Annotated in this window: 17 protein-coding genes; 6 read left to right on the forward strand and 11 right to left on the reverse strand. The window is 67.4% G+C overall.

Translation table 11 applies throughout. The features are described 5' to 3' along the window. Positions 1-14 precede the first annotated feature (14 nt). Complete coding sequence (arc, locus tag DYE23_RS16400; RefSeq protein ID WP_013471494.1) at positions 15-1,862, reverse strand: proteasome ATPase; 1,848 nt, start codon at positions 1,860-1,862, stop codon at positions 15-17. 147 nt (positions 1,863-2,009) lie between these two features. Between arc and DYE23_RS16405 the strand changes: the two genes are divergently transcribed. Genes DYE23_RS16405 through DYE23_RS16415 form a run of 3 tightly spaced genes read left to right on the forward strand, consistent with a single transcriptional unit; the run spans position 2,010 to position 3,379 of the window. Beyond that, positions 2,010-2,507, forward strand: coding sequence for an MTB12 family secreted protein (locus DYE23_RS16405; RefSeq protein ID WP_011893945.1), 498 nt, complete (start codon positions 2,010-2,012; stop codon positions 2,505-2,507). Beyond that, positions 2,504-3,079 (forward strand): lipoprotein LppK, encoded by a 576-nt coding sequence (gene lppK / locus DYE23_RS16410; protein ID WP_483310429.1) that lies wholly within the window; start codon positions 2,504-2,506, stop codon positions 3,077-3,079. Before DYE23_RS16405 ends, lppK begins: the two co-directional genes overlap by 4 nt. 3 nt (positions 3,080-3,082) lie before the next feature. Further along, complete coding sequence (locus tag DYE23_RS16415) at positions 3,083-3,379, forward strand: DUF503 domain-containing protein (RefSeq protein ID WP_099961650.1); 297 nt, start codon at positions 3,083-3,085, stop codon at positions 3,377-3,379. Between the two features lie 17 nt (positions 3,380-3,396). Here the strand turns inward: DYE23_RS16415 and DYE23_RS16420 are convergent, their stop codons facing one another. Beyond that, complete coding sequence (locus DYE23_RS16420; RefSeq protein ID WP_013471493.1) at positions 3,397-4,230, reverse strand: tRNA (adenine-N1)-methyltransferase; 834 nt, start codon at positions 4,228-4,230, stop codon at positions 3,397-3,399. Positions 4,231-4,304: 74 nt separating this feature from the next. On the opposite strand from DYE23_RS16420, the gene DYE23_RS16425 reads away from it, so the two are divergent. The 3 genes from DYE23_RS16425 to DYE23_RS16435 are packed head-to-tail and all read left to right on the forward strand — an operon-like array spanning position 4,305 to position 6,480. Then, positions 4,305-5,180 carry a RecB family exonuclease gene (locus DYE23_RS16425; protein ID WP_115327650.1) on the forward strand — a complete coding sequence of 292 codons (876 nt, stop codon included), beginning with the start codon at positions 4,305-4,307 and terminating at the stop codon, positions 5,178-5,180. Continuing rightward, positions 5,177-5,971 (forward strand): thioesterase family protein, encoded by a 795-nt coding sequence (locus DYE23_RS16430; RefSeq protein ID WP_011893940.1) that lies wholly within the window; start codon positions 5,177-5,179, stop codon positions 5,969-5,971. Before DYE23_RS16425 ends, DYE23_RS16430 begins: the two co-directional genes overlap by 4 nt. Then, positions 5,968-6,480: a DinB family protein gene (locus DYE23_RS16435; protein WP_011893939.1), complete on the forward strand. Its 513-nt coding sequence runs from the start codon at positions 5,968-5,970 to the stop codon at positions 6,478-6,480. Before DYE23_RS16430 ends, DYE23_RS16435 begins: the two co-directional genes overlap by 4 nt. 13 nt (positions 6,481-6,493) lie before the next feature. On the opposite strand, the gene DYE23_RS16440 is transcribed toward DYE23_RS16435, so the two are convergent. The 9 genes from DYE23_RS16440 to metH form a co-directional block, all read right to left on the reverse strand. Beyond that, the gene (locus tag DYE23_RS16440; RefSeq protein ID WP_011893938.1) at positions 6,494-7,432 is read right to left on the reverse strand and encodes a R2-like ligand-binding oxidase; all 939 of its coding nucleotides are present in this window, start codon (positions 7,430-7,432) and stop codon (positions 6,494-6,496) included. Continuing rightward, positions 7,425-8,117, reverse strand: coding sequence for a TetR/AcrR family transcriptional regulator (locus tag DYE23_RS16445; RefSeq protein ID WP_011893937.1), 693 nt, complete (start codon positions 8,115-8,117; stop codon positions 7,425-7,427). Before DYE23_RS16445 ends, DYE23_RS16440 begins: the two co-directional genes overlap by 8 nt. Before the next feature lie 67 nt (positions 8,118-8,184). Further along, entirely contained in the window at positions 8,185-9,567 is a 1,383-nt protein-coding gene (locus DYE23_RS16450) for an FAD-containing oxidoreductase (protein ID WP_115327651.1), read from the reverse strand. Positions 9,568-9,573: 6 nt separating this feature from the next. Beyond that, complete coding sequence (locus tag DYE23_RS16455; protein ID WP_011893935.1) at positions 9,574-10,059, reverse strand: DUF4126 family protein; 486 nt, start codon at positions 10,057-10,059, stop codon at positions 9,574-9,576. Between the two features lie 65 nt (positions 10,060-10,124). Next, positions 10,125-10,970: an ATP phosphoribosyltransferase gene (gene hisG / locus DYE23_RS16460; protein WP_115327652.1), complete on the reverse strand. Its 846-nt coding sequence runs from the start codon at positions 10,968-10,970 to the stop codon at positions 10,125-10,127. A gap of 32 nt (positions 10,971-11,002) precedes the next feature. Beyond that, complete coding sequence (locus tag DYE23_RS16465) at positions 11,003-11,284, reverse strand: phosphoribosyl-ATP diphosphatase (RefSeq protein WP_011893933.1); 282 nt, start codon at positions 11,282-11,284, stop codon at positions 11,003-11,005. An 11-nt stretch (positions 11,285-11,295) separates the two neighbouring features. Continuing rightward, complete coding sequence (locus DYE23_RS16470; protein WP_115327653.1) at positions 11,296-12,768, reverse strand: sugar porter family MFS transporter; 1,473 nt, start codon at positions 12,766-12,768, stop codon at positions 11,296-11,298. A gap of 122 nt (positions 12,769-12,890) precedes the next feature. Further along, positions 12,891-13,574, reverse strand: coding sequence for an HAD family hydrolase (locus DYE23_RS16475; protein ID WP_115327654.1), 684 nt, complete (start codon positions 13,572-13,574; stop codon positions 12,891-12,893). A gap of 51 nt (positions 13,575-13,625) precedes the next feature. After that, complete coding sequence (gene metH, locus DYE23_RS16480) at positions 13,626-17,381, reverse strand: methionine synthase (protein ID WP_115327655.1); 3,756 nt, start codon at positions 17,379-17,381, stop codon at positions 13,626-13,628. Positions 17,382-17,578: the final 197 nt, after the last annotated feature.

The following is a 17,578-nucleotide window of genomic DNA, read 5'->3' on the forward strand; positions in this document are numbered from 1 at the left end:
CGAGCCCGGACCCGTCACAGGTACTGACCCAGATTGCTCTCGGTGTCGATCGCCCGGCTGGCCGACGAGCTCTTGCCCGTGACGAGCGTGCGGATGTAGACGATCCGCTCACCCTTCTTGCCCGAGATCCGGGCCCAGTCATCGGGATTGGTGGTGTTCGGCAGATCCTCGTTCTCGGCGAACTCGTCGACGATCGAATCCAGCAGGTGCTGGATGCGCAGACCCCTCTGCCCGGTCTCCAGCACCGCCTTGATCGCGTTCTTCTTCGCGCGGTCCACGACGTTCTGGATCATCGCCCCGGAGTTGAAGTCCTTGAAGTACATGACTTCCTTGTCACCGTTGGCGTAGGTGACCTCCAGGAACCGGTTGTCGTCGATCTCGGCGTACATCCGGTCGACGACCTTCTCGATCATCGCCTTGATGGTCAGCGACCGGTCACCGGAGAACTCCGACAGATCGTCCTCGTGGATCGGCAGTTCGTCGGTCAGGTACTTGCTGAAGATGTCCATCGCCGACTCGGCGTCGGGCCGCTCGATCTTGATCTTGACGTCCAGGCGGCCGGGCCGCAGGATCGCCGGATCGATCATGTCCTCACGGTTGGAGGCGCCGATCACGATGACGTTCTCCAGCCCCTCGACGCCGTCGATCTCGCTGAGCAGCTGCGGCACGACCGTCGTCTCGACATCCGAGCTCACACCGGTGCCGCGGGTCCGGAAGATCGAGTCCATCTCGTCGAAGAACACGATCACAGGCGTGCCCTCGGAAGCCTTCTCCCGGGCCCGCTGGAAGATCAGCCGGATGTGACGTTCGGTCTCACCGACGAACTTGTTGAGCAGCTCGGGGCCCTTGATGTTGAGGAAGTAGCTCTTCGCCTCGCGGGCGTCGTCTCCTCGGACCTCGGCCATCTTCTTGGCCAGCGAGTTCGCCACCGCCTTGGCGATGAGCGTCTTGCCGCACCCGGGCGGACCGTAGAGCAGCACGCCCTTGGGCGGCCGCAGGGAGTACTCGCGGTAGAGCTCCTTGTGCAGGAACGGCAGCTCGACCGCGTCGCGGATCTGCTCGATCTGACGGCCGAGCCCGCCGATGTCGTTGTAGCTGACATCGGGCACCTCTTCGAGCACGAGGTCCTCGACCTCGGCCTTGGGCACCCGCTCGAAGGCGTAGCCGGCCTTCGTGTCGACGAGCAGGGAGTCGCCGGGCCGCAGCTTGCGTGGCCGGTCGTCGCCCAGGTCGTCGTCGTAACCGTCGGGCAGATCAGCCGATGCCACCAGCGGCTCGGCCAGCCACACGATGCGCTCCTCGTCGGCGTGGCCGACGACGAGCGCGCGGTGCCCGTCGGCGAGGATCTCACGCAGCGTGCTGATCTCTCCGACGGATTCGAAGTGGCCGGCTTCCACCACGGTCAGCGCCTCGTTGAGGCGCACCGTCTGGCCCTTCTTGAGACCTTTGGTGTCGATGTTCGGCGAGCAGGTCAATCGCATCCGGCGACCCGAGGTGAACACGTCGACGGTCTCATCGTCCTGCACGGAGAGCAGCACGCCGTAGCCGCTGGGCGGCTGGCCGAGACGGTCCACTTCCTCCCGCAGAGCCAGCAATTGCTGCCGGGCCTCCTTGAGGGTGTCCATCAGTTTCGCGTTGCGGGCGGCCAGCGAGTCGATCCGCGCCTCGAGTTGATGCACGTCGCGAACGCTGCGCGCGCTTCCTGTCGTACCGGCCGCATCGGCCAACTGTTCACGCAACACCGAGGCCTCGCGGCGCAGCTGTTCGAGTTCTGCCGCGTCTTCACTGGACAGGGGCGTATCAGGGGATGCTCCCAAGGCGTCGGTGCCGTCGCCGGCTTCGGGACGCTCGGACTCACTCATGCTGAGCTCCTTTCCCACACGCGATGTTGGTGCGGTAACAACTTCAACGCTACCGGCGATTCAGACATTGTGTGTGCTCTGGGAATTCGACACACCAGCAACACTGTTAGCCTCTGTACATCAGTTCGGCCGAACGGAAGGACAGCCGTGACCTTGAAATCCCTCGTTACCAGCCTGACCACTGGAGCGGCCGCAGCCGCCTGTGTCGGCGCTGCGGTCGCGGGTGTGACCTCAATTGCAGCAGGTGCGGGCATCGCCTCGGCGTCTCCCGTCGTCAGCGCGCCGCTGCCCGCCGCACCGGCACCCGATCTGGCGGGTCCGCTCGTGTCGACGCTGAGCGCGTTGTCCGGACCGGGCTCGTTCGGCGGTAACAAGGCCAGCTACGTCCAGGGCGGGCTCGGTCGTATCGAGGCCCGCGTGGCCGACAGCGGATACGCCAACGCCGCGGCCAAGGGGTACTTCCCGTTGAACTTCACCGTCGCCGACATCGACCAGAACGGCCCGGTGGTCACCGCGAACGTCACCGCAGCGGCAGCCAGCGGCGCTGTGGCGACCCAGCCGCTGACGTTCATCGCCGGCCCCAGCCCGACCGGCTGGCAGCTGTCCAAGCAGTCCGCCATGGCGCTGATGTCCGCGGTGGGTTGATCCCCCGCACCCTTCTCGTCCGGAGCGCCGCCACACTCGTTGTGGCGGCGTTCGGCATGTCCGGGTGCAGTCAGTCCGAGCACCCCGCCGCCACTCCGTCCACACCACCGCCCGCCGCGTCGACTGCGCACCCCGACCCGATCCCGGATTCGCGCGGCGGCCCGCCGCTGCCTCCGGCGACCGCGCTGACCGATGTGATGGCCAGGTTGACCGATCCGGCCGTTCCCGGTGACGAAAAAGTCACACTGATCGCCGACGGCACCGCCGCGGAAGCCGGCGCACTCGACCGATTCGCCGCCGCGCTGCGGGACAACGGCTCGCTGCCCCTGACGATCGAGGCGCGCGATCTCGCGTGGTCGCAATCGGCTCCGGGCAACGTCATCGCCACCGTCGTGATCAGGTCGGCCAATCCGCAGACCGGTGAGTTCACCTATCCGATGGAGTTCGTGTCGGCCGACGGCGTCTGGCAACTGACGCGCGGTACCGCCGACGTGCTGCTCACGCTCGACCCCGCTCCGTCGCCGCCGCCACCGGGTCCGCCACCGCCGCCGGCGCCCGAACCACCCCGCTGACCCATGTGGATCGGCTGGCTGGAGTTCGACATCTTGCTCGGCGATGTGCACTCGCTCAAGGCGAAGCGCTCCGTCGTGCGCCCCGTGATCAGCGAGCTGACACGTCGGTTCGCCGTGTCGGCCGCCGAGACGGGGTCACATGACCTGCACCGGCGGGCCGGCATCGGGGTGGGCGTCGTCGCGGCCGACCGGGCGCACGTCGTCGACGTCCTGGACTCCGCGGAACGACTCGTGGCCGACCGGCCCGAACTCGAACTGCTGTCGGTACGGCGCGGCCTGGTGAAGAGCACCGACGACTGAGCCACCCGGAGGCTACGTCACCCGCCGGTGACCCGTTTCTTGCGCAGCGGGACCGGGGTGACGGTGCCGGGCGCAAGCCTGCGGGCGCTGATCAGGAACGCGGTGTGTCCGCGCATCGTGTGCTCGGGACGCACCGCGAGCCCGACGACATGCCAGCCCCGCTGCATGCTCTCCCAGGCCCTGGGCTCGGTCCAGCACTGCTGCTCGCGCATCGCCTCGACGGTCTTCGACAACTGGGTCACGGTCGCGACGTAGATCATCACGACCCCGCCGGGGACCAGCGCCTCGGCGACTGCGGGCAGCACCTCCCAGGGCGAGAGCATGTCGAGCACGACGCGATCGACCTCGGGTCCGTCGTAGCCCGACAGATCCGCGATCACGAGCTCCCAGTTCGCCGGTCGCTCACCGAAGAACGTCTCGACGTTGCGGATCGCGTGTTCGGCGTGGTCGTCACGCACCTCGTAGGAGGTCACCGTGCCGTCGGGACCGACGGCACGCAGCAGCGAGCAGGTCAGCGCCCCCGAACCGGCGCCCGCCTCCAGCACCCGCGCCCCGGGGAAGATGTCGCCCTCGTGGACGATCTGCGCCGCGTCCTTCGGATAGACCACCTGCGCACCACGCGGCATCGACATCACGTAGTCGACCAGCAGCGGCCGCAGTACCAGGAACTGATCGCCGTTGGTCGACTTGATCACGCTGCCCTCGGGCAGACCGACGACGTCGTCGAGGGCGATGATCCCGCGATGGGTGTGGAACTCGCCGCCCGGCTTGAGCAGCATCGTGTACCGCCTGCCCTTGGCATCGGTGAGCTGCACACGGTCACCGACGGCGAACGGACCTGTTCTGCGCACAGCAGACGAGCCTGCCACCAGACGCGCCGCCACGGGTATCCGGGGTTGTCCGAGGCCGGTCCTAAGGTGTGTCCATGGGCGAACAGAGCGGGCATCCGGTGCGGCGCCCCGCGCTGTCGCCCTCGCGCGCCGGCGACTTCAAACAGTGCCCGCTGCTCTACCGGTTCCGCGCGATCGACAGGCTTCCCGAGCCGTCCAGCACTGCTCAGGTGCGCGGTTCGGTGGTGCACGCCGCGCTCGAACAGCTCTACGCCCTCCCCGCCGCCGAACGTCGGCCCGAGACCGCGCTGTCTTTGGTGGCCCCGGCATGGGAGCGGGTGGTCGCCGAACAGCCATCGCTGGCCACCGACATCGATCCGGCGCTGCGCGCCGAGATGCTCGAGCAGGCCCGCACGCTCCTGTCGGGCTACTACCGGCTCGAAGACCCGACGCGCTTCGACCCCCAGAGCTGCGAGCAGCGCGTCGAGGTCGAGCTCGCCGACGGCACCCTGCTGCGCGGCTTCATCGACCGCATCGACGTCGCACCGACCGGCGAGATGCGCGTGGTCGACTACAAGACCGGCAAGGCGCCGCCCGAGGCGCGGGCGCTGGCGGAGTTCAAGGCGATGTTCCAGATGAAGTTCTACGCCGTCGCGCTGCTGCGCTCGCGCGGCTCGCTGCCGGCCCGGTTGCGACTGGTCTACCTCGCCGACCACCAGATCCTCGACTACACACCGACTCTCGACGAGCTGGAACGATTCGAGAAGACACTCATGGCGATCTGGCGGGCGATCCAATCTGCCGGGGTCACAGGTGATTTCCGCCCCAGCCCGTCCCGGCTGTGCAACTGGTGCGCCCATCAGGCTCACTGCCCCAGCTTCGGCGGCACTCCCCCGCCGTACCCGGGCTGGCCGCAGGTGCTCGACGACGGCGATCCCGACGCCGTACTGCAGGCGGAGCCCGCCGCATGATCGAGTGCCTCTACCGCCGGATCGGCGCCGACGGTGAGTACACGGTGTTCGAGTCGACCGACGGCACGCGCAGTAACTGGGATCCTCAGATCCAGCACGGCTCACCGCCGTTGGCGTTGTTGACCCGGGCGATCGAGGATCTCGCCGAGGGCACGGGGCTGCGCGTCGGCAGGCTCACCCTCGACATCCTCGGTGCCATTCCGGTGACGACCGTGCACGTGCGCTCGTGGGTCGAACGACCGGGGTCGCGGATCTCTCTGATGGCGGCGGAGATGCTCGTCGACAGACCCGACGGCCCACGGCGCGCCGTGGCCCGGGTCACCGCGTGGCTGCTCGCGCCCAGCGACACCGCCGATGCGGTCACCGACCGGCACCCTCCGCTGATCGAGGGCGAGGCCTCGACCGTCGCGCATGCCTGGGAGGGAGCTCCCGGCTATCTGGAGACGGTCAGCTGGCGCCGCCAGCAGGATCAAGACGGTGCAGCCGTAGCATGGCTGAGTCCGCTTGTGCCCCTTGTCGACTCAGAGCCGACCACCGCACTGCAGCGTCTTGCGATGGTGGTCGACTCGGCCAATGGCATCGGCGCGGCGCTGGATCCGCAGCGCTTCCTGTTCATGAACACCGACACCGCGGTACACCTGCACAGGCTGCCCGAGGGGCAGGATTTCGCGGTGCGGGCCCGCGGGTCGATCGGCCCGGACGGCATCGGCGTGACGACGGCCGAACTCTTCGACCGGAACGGCTTCGTCGGGACGTCGGCGCAGACGCTGTTGGTGCAGCGGCTCGGATGATCACGGCGATCCGGTCGCAGTTCGACCTCGCCTGGGCGTTGACCGATCTGCATCTGTCCGCCCTGCAGGACGAGGATTTCCTGTGGGAGCCGGCCCGGCGATGCTGGACGGTGCGCCCCGACGGATCCGGTCGATGGCGTGCGGATTTCGCCGAGGTCGAACCCGACCCCGTACCGGTCCCCACGATCGGGTGGCTGACGTGGCACATCGTCTACTGGTGGAGCGGCGCGCTGGCGTCACTGAGCGGCGACACGCCGCGCCGCCCCACCGAGGTGATGTGGGCCGGGACCGGGCCCGCGGCGGTGTCTCAGGTTCGCGGGCTGGCAGGACAGTGGCGAGAGTTGTTGGCCGACATGGCATCGTCGCGACTCGCGGAATCCTCGACGTTCCCGTGGGGCACTACTGACCCGCGCACGGTCGCCGACACAGCGCTGTGGGTGACCGTCGAGTTGACCAAGAACGCCGCCGAGATCGGTCAGCTGCGACTCCTGCGCGCAGCGAGAGTGTGATCGCCGCGATCCGCTACGCCGATGCGGCCAGCGCCTTGCGGTCCTCGTCGGCGAAGCTGTCCTCCAGGTGCAGAGGCGTGTAGTCGACGTCGATCTCGGCCAGTGGGCGCCCACGGGCGCTGCTGATGGTGCCGAAGCGCCTCATCCCCTTGTCCGCCGCGTACTGCTGGAACTCCTCGATCGTCAACCCGAACGGGATCTCGTCGTAAAGGGCGAACGCGTCATCGGTGTTCTGCAATGCCAGCGGGATCAGCTCGTTCATCCGGTCCTCGAAGACCGTCCAGTTCGCGTCGTCGGCCGCCACGTGGCGCCGGCAGGTGAATGTCCCCCACGCCATGTGACGCCGTTCGTCGTCACCGATGCGGCGCACCAGCTCCTGCATACCGGGCAGGATGTGGCGGTCGACGCAGATGCGGTGCCACGCATAGTATCCCGTCAACGCCATCATGCCCTCGATCACGTGGTTGTAGGTGACCGAGGCCCGCACCTGCGCCTGCGGCGACGGGTCGGTGGCCAGCGCGTCCAGCGATGCGGGCAGTTCCTCGTAGAACATCTGCCGATAGGCCGGAAGGTCGTCGAGGTAGCCCTGCAGATCCTCGGTGATCCCGACGGCGTCGAGCCACATCCGGAAGACCTGCGTGTGCTTGGCCTCCTCGAACGCGAACTGCGTCAGATACATCTCGTCGCCGAGTCTGCCCTCGGCGCGCATCGCCGCCATGAACGGCTGGATGTCCTGGGTGACCGCCTCCTCCCCGGCGATGAACTCCGCGCACAACCGGGTGGCCCAGTCGCGTTCCATCGTCGACAGCGATTCCCAGTCGGCCCGGTCCCGGGAGAAGTCGATGTCGGCGGGATCCCAGAACTTCGCGTTGCCGCCGGCGAAGAGCCGTAGCGGCAGGCTGTCCCAGTTGAGTCCGCCCGCGGCGAGTGAGTCCGAGCGCGTCCTATTCATGACTGTTCTCCTTGGGTTGCGGTTGGCGGGGTCCAGGGGTGGGGGTGTCGGCGAACGCGGCGGCGAGCACGGCGACGTAGCGCCGCACGACCAACGCGGGCTGCTCGGGTGCGATCTCGTCCAGGCCCAGAACGGGATCCATTCCGCGCACGTACGGCGCCAGCGCGAGGTGGGGCAGGATCATCAGCAGTAGCGACAGCATGGTGTCGGTGTCGGCGTCGGGGCGCAGGTCGCCCCGCGTGCCCGCCGCGTGCACCAGCGGCCGCAGCACCTGCAGATAGTGGCGGTGCACGACGGCCCGCACGCTGACCCGGGCATCGGTGTCGACCTCGAAGCTGGCGGCGGCGTGCAATGCCCGGTCCTGGGGATGCTCGGCGAAGTACGCCACCCAGACGTCGAGCAGATCGGTGAGGAACTCGAAGAACGGCCGGCCCGGGTCGAGGATGCGGATCTGGTCTTCCATGTGGCGTCTGACCCGCTGACTACCCACCTCGGTGATGTGGGCGTAGAGGTCGCGCTTGTCCGCGAAGTACTGGAACAGGCTGCCTTTGGCCACGCCCGCGCGCCGGGCGATCACGTTGAGGCTGCCTCCGGAGAACCCGTGCGCGGCGAACTCCGTCTCGGCGGCGGCCACCACCGCCGCGCGGCGATCCGCGCCCAGACGAGACCATGTCACCGTCGGCATCGCGCCTCCAGGGCTTGATGTGACCAGTGGTCATATTACTGTGACGCGCGCCACAGTCAAGGTCGGTCTACGTCAGCGGGTGGAGATCCTGCAGCAGTGTCGGGACCAGCTCGCTGACCGTCGGGTGGATGTGCATGGTCCGCGAGATCGCGGTGTAGGGCAGCTTCGCGGTCATCACGTCGAGGATCAGGTGCACCACCTCGTCGCCGCCGACACCCAGGATTGACGCCCCCAGGATCTCCTCGGTCTCGGCGTCGACGACCACCTTCATGAAGCCCTGGGTCTCACCCTTCTCGACCGCCCGGCCCACCCGCGTCATCGGGCGCTTGCCCACCAACGCTTTTCGGCCCGTCCGGCGGACCTCGTCGGCGGTCATCCCCGCGCGACCCAGCGGCGGGTCGATGTAGAGCGCGTAGGTGGTGATGCGATCGCTGACCCGGCGCGGGTCGTCGTCGAGCAGGTTGGCGGCGACGATCTCGAAGTCGTTGTAGGACGTATGGGTGAACGCGCCCCGACCGTTGCAGTCCCCCATCGCCCAGATGTTTTCGGCGCTGGTGCGGAGCTGGTCGTCGACGACGACGTACCCGCGCTTGTCGGTCTCGACGCCGGCGGCTTCCAGGCCGAGGTCGTCGGTGTTGGGTACGCGACCGACCGCGACGAGGAGGTGGCTCGCGTCGATCGGTGCCGCCCCGTCGCGCGGCTTGACCGCAATCCCGTTCCGGCGCTTGGCCACCGAGATCGCGTCGGCCCCCAGCTCGACGCGGATGCCTTCGGCTTCCAAAATGTCCTTGATCGCCGCCGAGACGTCCTCGTCCTCGCGGGCGGTCAGCCGAGGCCCCTTCTCGACGACGGTCACCTCCGCACCGAACCGCCGGTACATCTGGGCGAACTCCAGCGCGATGTAACTCCCGCCGATGATCACCAGGTGCTCGGGCACGACACCGAGGTCGAGGATCCCGACATTGGTCAGGTAGTCGACGTCTGCGAGCCCGGGAATGTCCGGGACGACGGCGCGCCCGCCGACGTTGAGGAAGATGCGTTCGGCCCCCAGGAGTGTGCCGTCGACGCGCACGGTGTTCGGGCTCTCGAAGCGGGCGTGTCCACGGATCAGGGTGGCGCCGTCCATCCCGTCCAGCCATGATTCCAGACCTTCGCGGTCGCCACCGCTGATGCGATCCTTACGCGCCTTGACCGCGGCCATGTCGACGGTGACCTCCGAGGTGCCGATCCCGAAATCGGCGCCGCGGCGCGCGAGATGGGCGGCGTGGGCGCTGGCCACCAGGGTCTTGGTCGGGATGCAGCCGTAGTTCACGCAGGTTCCGCCCACGAGTTTGCGTTCGATCACCGCCACCGTCTGCCCCGCGGCCGTCAACCGGGCGGCCAGCGGCGGCCCGGCCTGGCCGGCGCCGATGATGATCGCGTCGAACTTCTGGGTCGCGGTCTCGGACACGGGCGCCTACGGAACGAGGCTGACGAGGAACGCGACGAGGAATCCGCCGCCGACCGCGATGACGTCCTCGATGAACGCGCCGGGGCGGTCCTTCCCGTGGTTGCGGTCGGCCAGCCCGGCGCGCAGCGCGGCACCGGCCATCGTTCCCAGCACAGCGCCGATCATGCCTGCGCCCGTCGCGGAGAACGTGTGGAAGAACGCGCTCCCGATGACCGCGCCGGCGAAACCGCCTGAGATCAACCGGGCGATGAACTGCGGCGGCACTTTTCGGCTCGGCGTCTTGGGCAGCTGATCGGTGATGAGCTCCCCGACCAGGAAGATCGTCAGCACCGTGGCGGTGATGGGGTGGGCCATCCACTCCGACCACTTGTCGGCGACGTCGATCCAGCCGAGCATCGCGCCCCACGCCACGACCGCCGGGGCCGTCATCGCGCGCAGCCCTGCGACCACGCCGATCGCCAACGCCAGAACGAGCACCAGAACCTGCGTCATCGGGCCTCCCGCGATGGTGGACATCCGGACGCTAACACGACGGACCGCGTCGTGAGAGATCTAGATCAGAAGCGACAGAACCTGATGTCGGAGGCCAGAATCGCCTTCGCGCCGATGGCGGCGAGTTCGTCCATGATCGCGTTGACATCCCGGCGCGGCACCAGCGCGCGGACGGCGACCCAGGCGGGGTCGGCCAGCGGCGCGATGGTCGGTGACTCGAGGCCGGGGGTGACCTCGGTGGCCTTGTCCAGCACCGTGCGCGGGCAGTCGTAGTCGAGCATCAGGTACTGCTGGCCGAAGACCACACCCTGCACGCGGGCGGCGAGTTGATCGCGTGCCGGATCGGGGTCGGAATCGGCGCGCTCGATCAGGATGGCCTCGGAATCACACAGCGATTCGCCGAAAGCCACCAGGTTGTGCAGTCCCAGCGTGCGCCCCGAGCCGACGATGTCGGCGATCACATCGGCCACCCCGAGCTGGATGGAGATCTCCACGGCGCCGTCGAGGCGGATCACCGTGGCGTCGATTCCCTTGGCCGCCAGGTCTTTCCGGACCAGATTCGGATACGCGGTGGCAATGCGCCTGCCGGCGAGATCGGCAACCTGCCAATCCTGACCTGCCGGGGCGGCGTAGCGGAACGTCGACGACCCGAAGCCCAGCGCCAGCCGTTCGCGGACCGGAGCGTCGGCATCAGCGGCGAGGTCGCGGCCGGTGATGCCGAGATCCAGTTCCCCCGAACCCACGTAGATGGCGATGTCCTTGGGCCGCAGGAAGAAGAACTCGACGTTGTTCGCCGGGTCGACCACCGTCAGATCCTTGGGATCGGAGCGGCGGCGGTATCCGGCCTCGGACAGGATCTCCGACGCAGACTCGCTCAGTGCCCCCTTGTTGGGGACGGCGACGCGCAGCATCGGCGATGAGCCGCTTGCGCGAAGAGAAGACATCAGAGCTTTCCGTACACGTCGTCGAGCGACAGACCCCGCGCCAGCATCAACACCTGCGTCCAGTACAGGAGCTGGCTGATCTCCTCGGCGAGCGCGTCGTCACTCTCGTGCTCGGCGGCGAGCCAGACCTCTCCGGCCTCTTCGAGGATCTTCTTCCCGATGCCGTGCACACCGCCGTCGAGTGCCGCGACGGTCCCGCTACCGGCTGGCCGTGTGCGCGCACGTTCGCTCAGTTCGGCGAACAGCGCATCGAAGGTCTTCACGTTGGACGATTGTGTCACGCCCGGTCCGCTCAGCTCGCCGCGGTCTTGTCCTGCTTGAGGATCTCACCGTGCATGTCCTCCAGCGACACGCCCTTGGTCTCCATCACCCACCGCCAGACGAACAGACCCGACAGCACCGCGCACAGGCCGTAGAAGCCGTAGGCCAGTCCGAGATGTTCGCGCAATCCGGGGAAGGTCACGGTGATCAGCCAGTTCGCGGCCCACTGCCCGGCGGCGGCGAGGCCGAGAGCCGCGGCGCGGATGCGGTTGGGGAACATCTCGCCGAGCAGGACCCACACCACCGGGCCCCAGGACATGCCGAACGCGACGACGAACAGGTTCGCCGCGATCAGGGCGATCACCCCCGACGCGCCGGGCAGGCTCGGGGTGCCGTCGGGATTGACGGTGGCGTTGCCGAAGATCACCGCCATGGTGATCAGCGTGATCGCCATGCCCGCCGAACCGATCAGCAGCAGCGGCTTGCGTCCGATTTTGTCGATCAACGCGATCGCGATCAGCGTGGTCAACACGTTGATCACCGACGTGATCACGGTGTAGACCGCGGACTGGTCGGCACTGAAGCCGACGGCCTGCCACAGCACGTTGCTGTAGTAGAAGATCACGTTGATCCCGACGAACTGCTGGAAGATCGACAGCCCCAGACCCACCCAGACGATGCCGTAGATGCCGCCGGTCGGCTTGCGCATGTCCCGCCAGGACGGTTTGTCCTCGCGCTCCAGGGTCTCCCGGATGCGGGTGATCGTGATCTCCAGGTTCTTCTGGCCCAGCAGCTTGGTCAGCACCCGGCGGGCTTCCGGAACCTTGTGCGTGGCAACGAGATACCGGGGCGACTCGGGAATGGTGAAGGTCAGCGCACCGTAGAGCACCGCGGGCAGCGCCATCGCCAGGAACATCCACCGCCACGCGTCGAGGCCGAACCACAGCGGTTCGTTCGGACCGCCGGCAAGCCACTGCAACAGGTAGTTGACCGCGAAGGACAGGAAGATGCCGGACACGATGGCCAATTGCTGAAGGGAACCGAGGCGCCCGCGGATACCCGGCGGCGAGGTCTCGGCGATGTAGGCCGGGGCGATCACCGACGCGACGCCCACCCCGACGCCACCGACGATGCGGAACAGCACCACCGTCCACACCTCGTGCGCGAAGCCGGTGCCGAAGGCGCTGATGAGAAACAGCACCGCGGCGATCTTCATCACCGCGATGCGTCCGATCCTGTCGGCGATGCGGCCTGCGGTCATCGCACCCGCCGCGGCGCCCAGCAGAGCGGAGGCGACCGCGAACCCCAGCTCGGCGTTGCCGATGCCGAAGTCCTCCTGGATCGAGTCGACCGCCCCGTTGATGACCGCGCTGTCGTAACCGAACAGCAGGCCGCCGAGGGCGGCCACCGATGCGATCCTGATCGCGGTCTTGCCGGACGAGAAGTCCTGGCCTTCCTCGAACAGTTCCGGGCTCTCCCCGACTGGTCCACCCTGACCGGCCATGCGACGACCTTTCCCGCGCAACCATCCGTGATACAAGTCACATTCAAGCACTTGCCGCTTCGACCTCGGGGGTGTTCCCCAAAGAGTCACGGATTACGCGCCCTACCGGCAGCCGGCAGGGATCAGGCGGTGCGCTCGCCGAGTTCGCGGGTGATCTCCGCGTGGATCCGGCGTAGATCGGCCGGGGCCAGGTCTGCCAGGGATTCCACATGGCGCCGCCGCAGACCGCCCGGTACCGGAACGTCATTGGGGACCACGAGCACCGCGCACCCGGCTCTCTCGGCGGCGGCGGACCCGGTCACCGAGTCCTCGACGGCGAGGCAGTCCGACGGGTCCAGGGCGAGAAGCTCGGCGGCCCGCAGATACGGATCTGGCGCGGGCTTGCCCCTGGGTACCTCGTCACCGCACACCGTGAACGAGAAGTAATGACGTCCAATGCTTTCCAGTGCACGATCGGCGAGAGCACGATTGGTGTTGGTCACCAGTGCCATCGGGGTGCCCTCGGCCACAAGGCTTTCCAACAACTCGAAGGCACCGTCACACCACGGCAGACCCTCGTCGAACAGTTCGGCGGTGTGCGCGTGCAGCCAGCGGATCGACTCCGCCATCGCGGCCGGGTCGAGATCGAGGCCGAGTTCGGTGTAGACGGTGACCATCGTCTCTTCGGCCGACGCCCCCACCAGCGCAGTGCGCGTCTCGCGGCCCATCTCGGCGTCGTAGGTCTCGTAGAGCTTGGAAAGTGATACATCCCACAGCTTTTCGGAATCGACGAGGGTTCCGTCCATGTCCCACAGCACCGCCCTCACCCGGCCATTGTGGCATGCGACCGGGATGCGGGGCGAACCGCGCGAGGCGTCTCAGTCCTCCGGGTTGTAGCCCAGGTTCGGGGCCAGCCAGCGCTCGGCTTCCTGCAACGTCCACCCCTTGCGCCGTGCGTAGTCGGCGACCTGATCCTGCGCGAGCCGGCCGACCACGAAGTACTGCGACTGAGGATGCGAGAAGTACCAGCCGCTGACGGCCGCGCCCGGCCACATCGCCATCGACTCGGTGAGCTCGATGCCGGTCCGTTTCGTCACGTCCAGCAGGTCGAACAGCGTCGTCTTCTCGGTGTGCTCCGGGCACGCCGGATAGCCCGGAGCCGGCCGGATGCCGCGGTACTTCTCGCCGATGAGTTCCTCGTTGTCGAGCTGCTCGTCGGGCTGGTATCCCCAGAACTCCTTCCGTACCCGCTGGTGCATCCGTTCGGCGAACGCCTCGGCGAGCCGGTCGGCGACCGACTCCAGCAGGATCGCGCTGTAATCGTCGAGGGCCGCCTTGAACTCCATGATCTTTTCCTGGCTGCCCAGACCGGTGGTGACGGCGAACGCGCCGATATAGTCCCGGTGCCCTGTTTCCCGGGGGGCGACGAAGTCGCCGAGCGACCGGTTCGGGACGCCGTCGCGGTGCTCGCCCTGCTGCCGCAGGTTGTGCAGCGTCGTCAGCACCTCGGTGCGGGTCTCGTCGGTGTAGACCTCGACATCGTCACCGACGGCGTTGGCGCAGAAGAAGCCGATCACGCCGTTGGCGGTCAGCCACTTCTCCTTGATCGCCGTGTCGAGCATCTCCTGGGCGTCGTCGTACAACTTCCGGGCCGCCTCCCCGGTGGCCGGGTTGTTGAGGATGTCCGGGAACCGGCCCTTCATCTCCCAGGCGTTGAAGAACGGCTGCCAGTCGATGTACTCGCGTAACTCGGCGAGGTCGTAGTCGAGGAATTCACGGACTCCCGTTCCCTGTGCGGGCACCGGCGGGGTGTACCCGTCCCACTCGATCGGGGTGCGGTTCGCGCGAGCCTTCTCCAGTGTCAGCATCGGCCGGTCGTTCTTCTGGGCATGCCGTTCGCGCAGCGAGGCGTAGTCCTTCTCGGTGGCCTCCAGCAGCGCCGGGCGCTGCTTGTCGTCGAGCAGCGCAGCGGCCACCGGCACCGAGCGGGATGCGTCCTTGACCCAGACCACCGGCCCGCTGCGGCGCGGCGAGATCTTCACGGCCGTATGGGCGCGCGAGGTGGTCGCGCCACCGATCAGCAAGGGAATCTCGAGCCCCGCGCGTTCCATCTCGACGGCGAAATTGGACATCTCGTCCAGCGACGGAGTGATCAGGCCGCTCAATCCGATGATGTCGGCGTCGTGCTCCTTGGCCGCGTCCAGGATCTTCTGCGCGGGAACCATCACCCCGAGATCGATCACCTCGAAGTTGTTGCACTGCAGGACAACCCCGACGATGTTCTTGCCGATGTCGTGGACGTCGCCTTTCACGGTCGCCATCACGATGGTGCCGTTGGTGTCCTTGGATCCTGTCGCGCCGGCGTCGGCCTTCTCCTTCTCGATGAACGGCAGCAGGTAGGCGACGGCCTTCTTCATCACCCGGGCCGACTTCACCACCTGCGGCAGGAACATCTTGCCGGAGCCGAACAGATCGCCGACGACGTTCATGCCGTCCATCAGCGGGCCCTCGATCACCTCGATCGGACGCCCCCCGGCAGCCTCGATCTCGGCACGAAGTTCCTCGGTGTCGTCGTCGACGTGGGCGTCGATGCCCTTCACCAGGGCGTGGGTGATGCGTTCCCGAACCGGCAACGATCGCCACTCCGCGGCTTTCGGGTCCTCACCTTTGTCCTTCGAGTTGAACCGTTCGGCAATCTCCAACAGCCGCTCGGCCGCATCGGCGCGCCGGTTCAGCACCACGTCCTCGATGCGGTCCCGCAACTCGGGGTCGATCGAGTCGTACGGCACCAGTGCGCCGGCGTTGACGATGCCCATGTCCAGGCCGGCCTTGATGGCGTGGAACAGGAACACCGCGTGGATGGCCTCACGGACCGGGTTGTTGCCCCGGAACGAGAACGACACGTTCGAGATGCCGCCCGAGATGTGGACTCCGGGCAGATTCTCCTTGATCCAGGCGCAGGCCTCGATGAAGTCGATCCCGTAGGTGGCGTGCTCCTCGATGCCGGTCGCCAGCGCGAAGCAGTTCGGGTCGAAGATGATGTCCTCGGCCGGGAATCCGACCTCCTCGGTCAGGATGCGGTACGCGCGTCCGCAGATCTCCTTGCGGCGCTCCAGGTTGTCGGCCTGCCCCTGCTCGTCGAAGGCCATCACGACGACGGCGGCGCCGTACTTGCGGCACAGCTGCGCTTCGCGGATGAACTTCTCCTCGCCCTCCTTCATCGAGATCGAGTTGACGATCGGCTTACCTTGCACGTTCTTCAGGCCCGCCTCGATGACCTCCCATTTGGAGGAGTCGATCATCACCGGGACACGGCTGATGTCGGGCTCGGACGCGATCAGCTTGGTGAACCGGTCCATCGCGGCGACGCCGTCGATCATGCCTTCGTCCATGTTGATGTCGATGACCTGCGCACCGACCTCGACCTGCTGCAGTGCCACCGACAGCGCTGTGTCGTAGTCCTCGGCCTTGATCAGATTGCGGAACCGGGCGGAGCCGGTGATGTTGGTGCGCTCACCGATGTTCACGAACAGGGAGTTCTCATCGATGTTGAGTGGCTCCAGCCCCGACAACCGGGTCGCCACCGGGATCTCGGGGACGACACGCGGCGGCTTGCCGTCGACGACCTTGGCGATCTCGGCGATGTGCGCCGGCGTCGTCCCGCAGCAGCCGCCGACCAGGTTGACGAAGCCTGCGTCGGCGAAATCGGCGACGTAACCGGCCTGCCGCTGGGGCGTCTCGTCGTATTCGGCGAACGCGTTGGGCAGACCGGCGTTCGGGTAGCAGGACACGAAGGTGTCCGCCATCCGGGACATCTCGGCGATGTAGGGCCGCATCTCGGGCGCTCCCAGCGCACAGTTGAGGCCGACCGCGAGCGGCTTCGCGTGCCGGACCGAGTTCCAGAACGCCTCGGTGACCTGACCGGACAGCGTCCTCCCGGACGCGTCGGTGATGGTGCCGGAAATGATCACCGGCCAGCTGCGGCCGCGCTCCTCGAACAGCGTCTCGACGGCGAAGATCGCCGCCTTCGCGTTGAGCGTGTCGAAAATCGTCTCGATGACGATGATGTCCGAGCCGCCGTCGACCAGACCGTTGGCGGCTTCCAGGTACGCGGCGACCAGCTGGTCGTAGCTGACATTGCGGGCACCTGGATCATTGACGTCCGGCGAGATGGACGCGGTGCGCGTCGTGGGGCCCAGCGCCCCCGCGACGTAGCGGGGCTTCTCGGGGGTGCTGAACTCGTCGCACGCCTTGCGGGCCAGCGCGGCGCCGGCGAAGTTGAGCTCGTAGCTGAACTCGGCCATGCCGTAGTCGTTGAGCGAAATCGCGTTCGCATTGAACGTGTTGGTCTCCAGGATGTCGGCGCCCGCTTCGAGATACTCGCGGTGGATCGCCTCGATGATCTGCGGCTGTGTGAGGCTGAGCAGATCGTTGTTGCCCTGGAGGTCACTCGGCCAGTCGGCGAACCGTTCGCCGCGGTAGCCGGCCTCGTCGGGCCGGTCGCGCTGGATCGCCGTGCCCATCGCGCCGTCGATGACCATGATCCGCTCGCACAAGGCGGCCCTGAGCTCCTCGGTGCAGTCGGGGCGGATGTTCGGCTCGAACTCAGCGGCGTTCACGTGCGCTCCTTCCATTACGGAAGGCGTCCTTGACTCTGCCGAGCGTGGCGGACGGGTGCGTGTCCCGATCCGTTGCAACGCCTCTCGACGCAGAGAAGTCTACGTCGTCACCCGATCGACGTCTGGACGCCAGTCTCGGCGCGGTGATCATCTGCGCCGGTCACACAGCCAGGGTAGCCAGGCACGCAAGGACGAACGCGGGTTGATGACCG

It is taken from the genome of Mycolicibacterium gilvum (genome assembly GCF_900454025.1).
Taxonomy (GTDB): domain Bacteria; phylum Actinomycetota; class Actinomycetes; order Mycobacteriales; family Mycobacteriaceae; genus Mycobacterium; species Mycobacterium gilvum.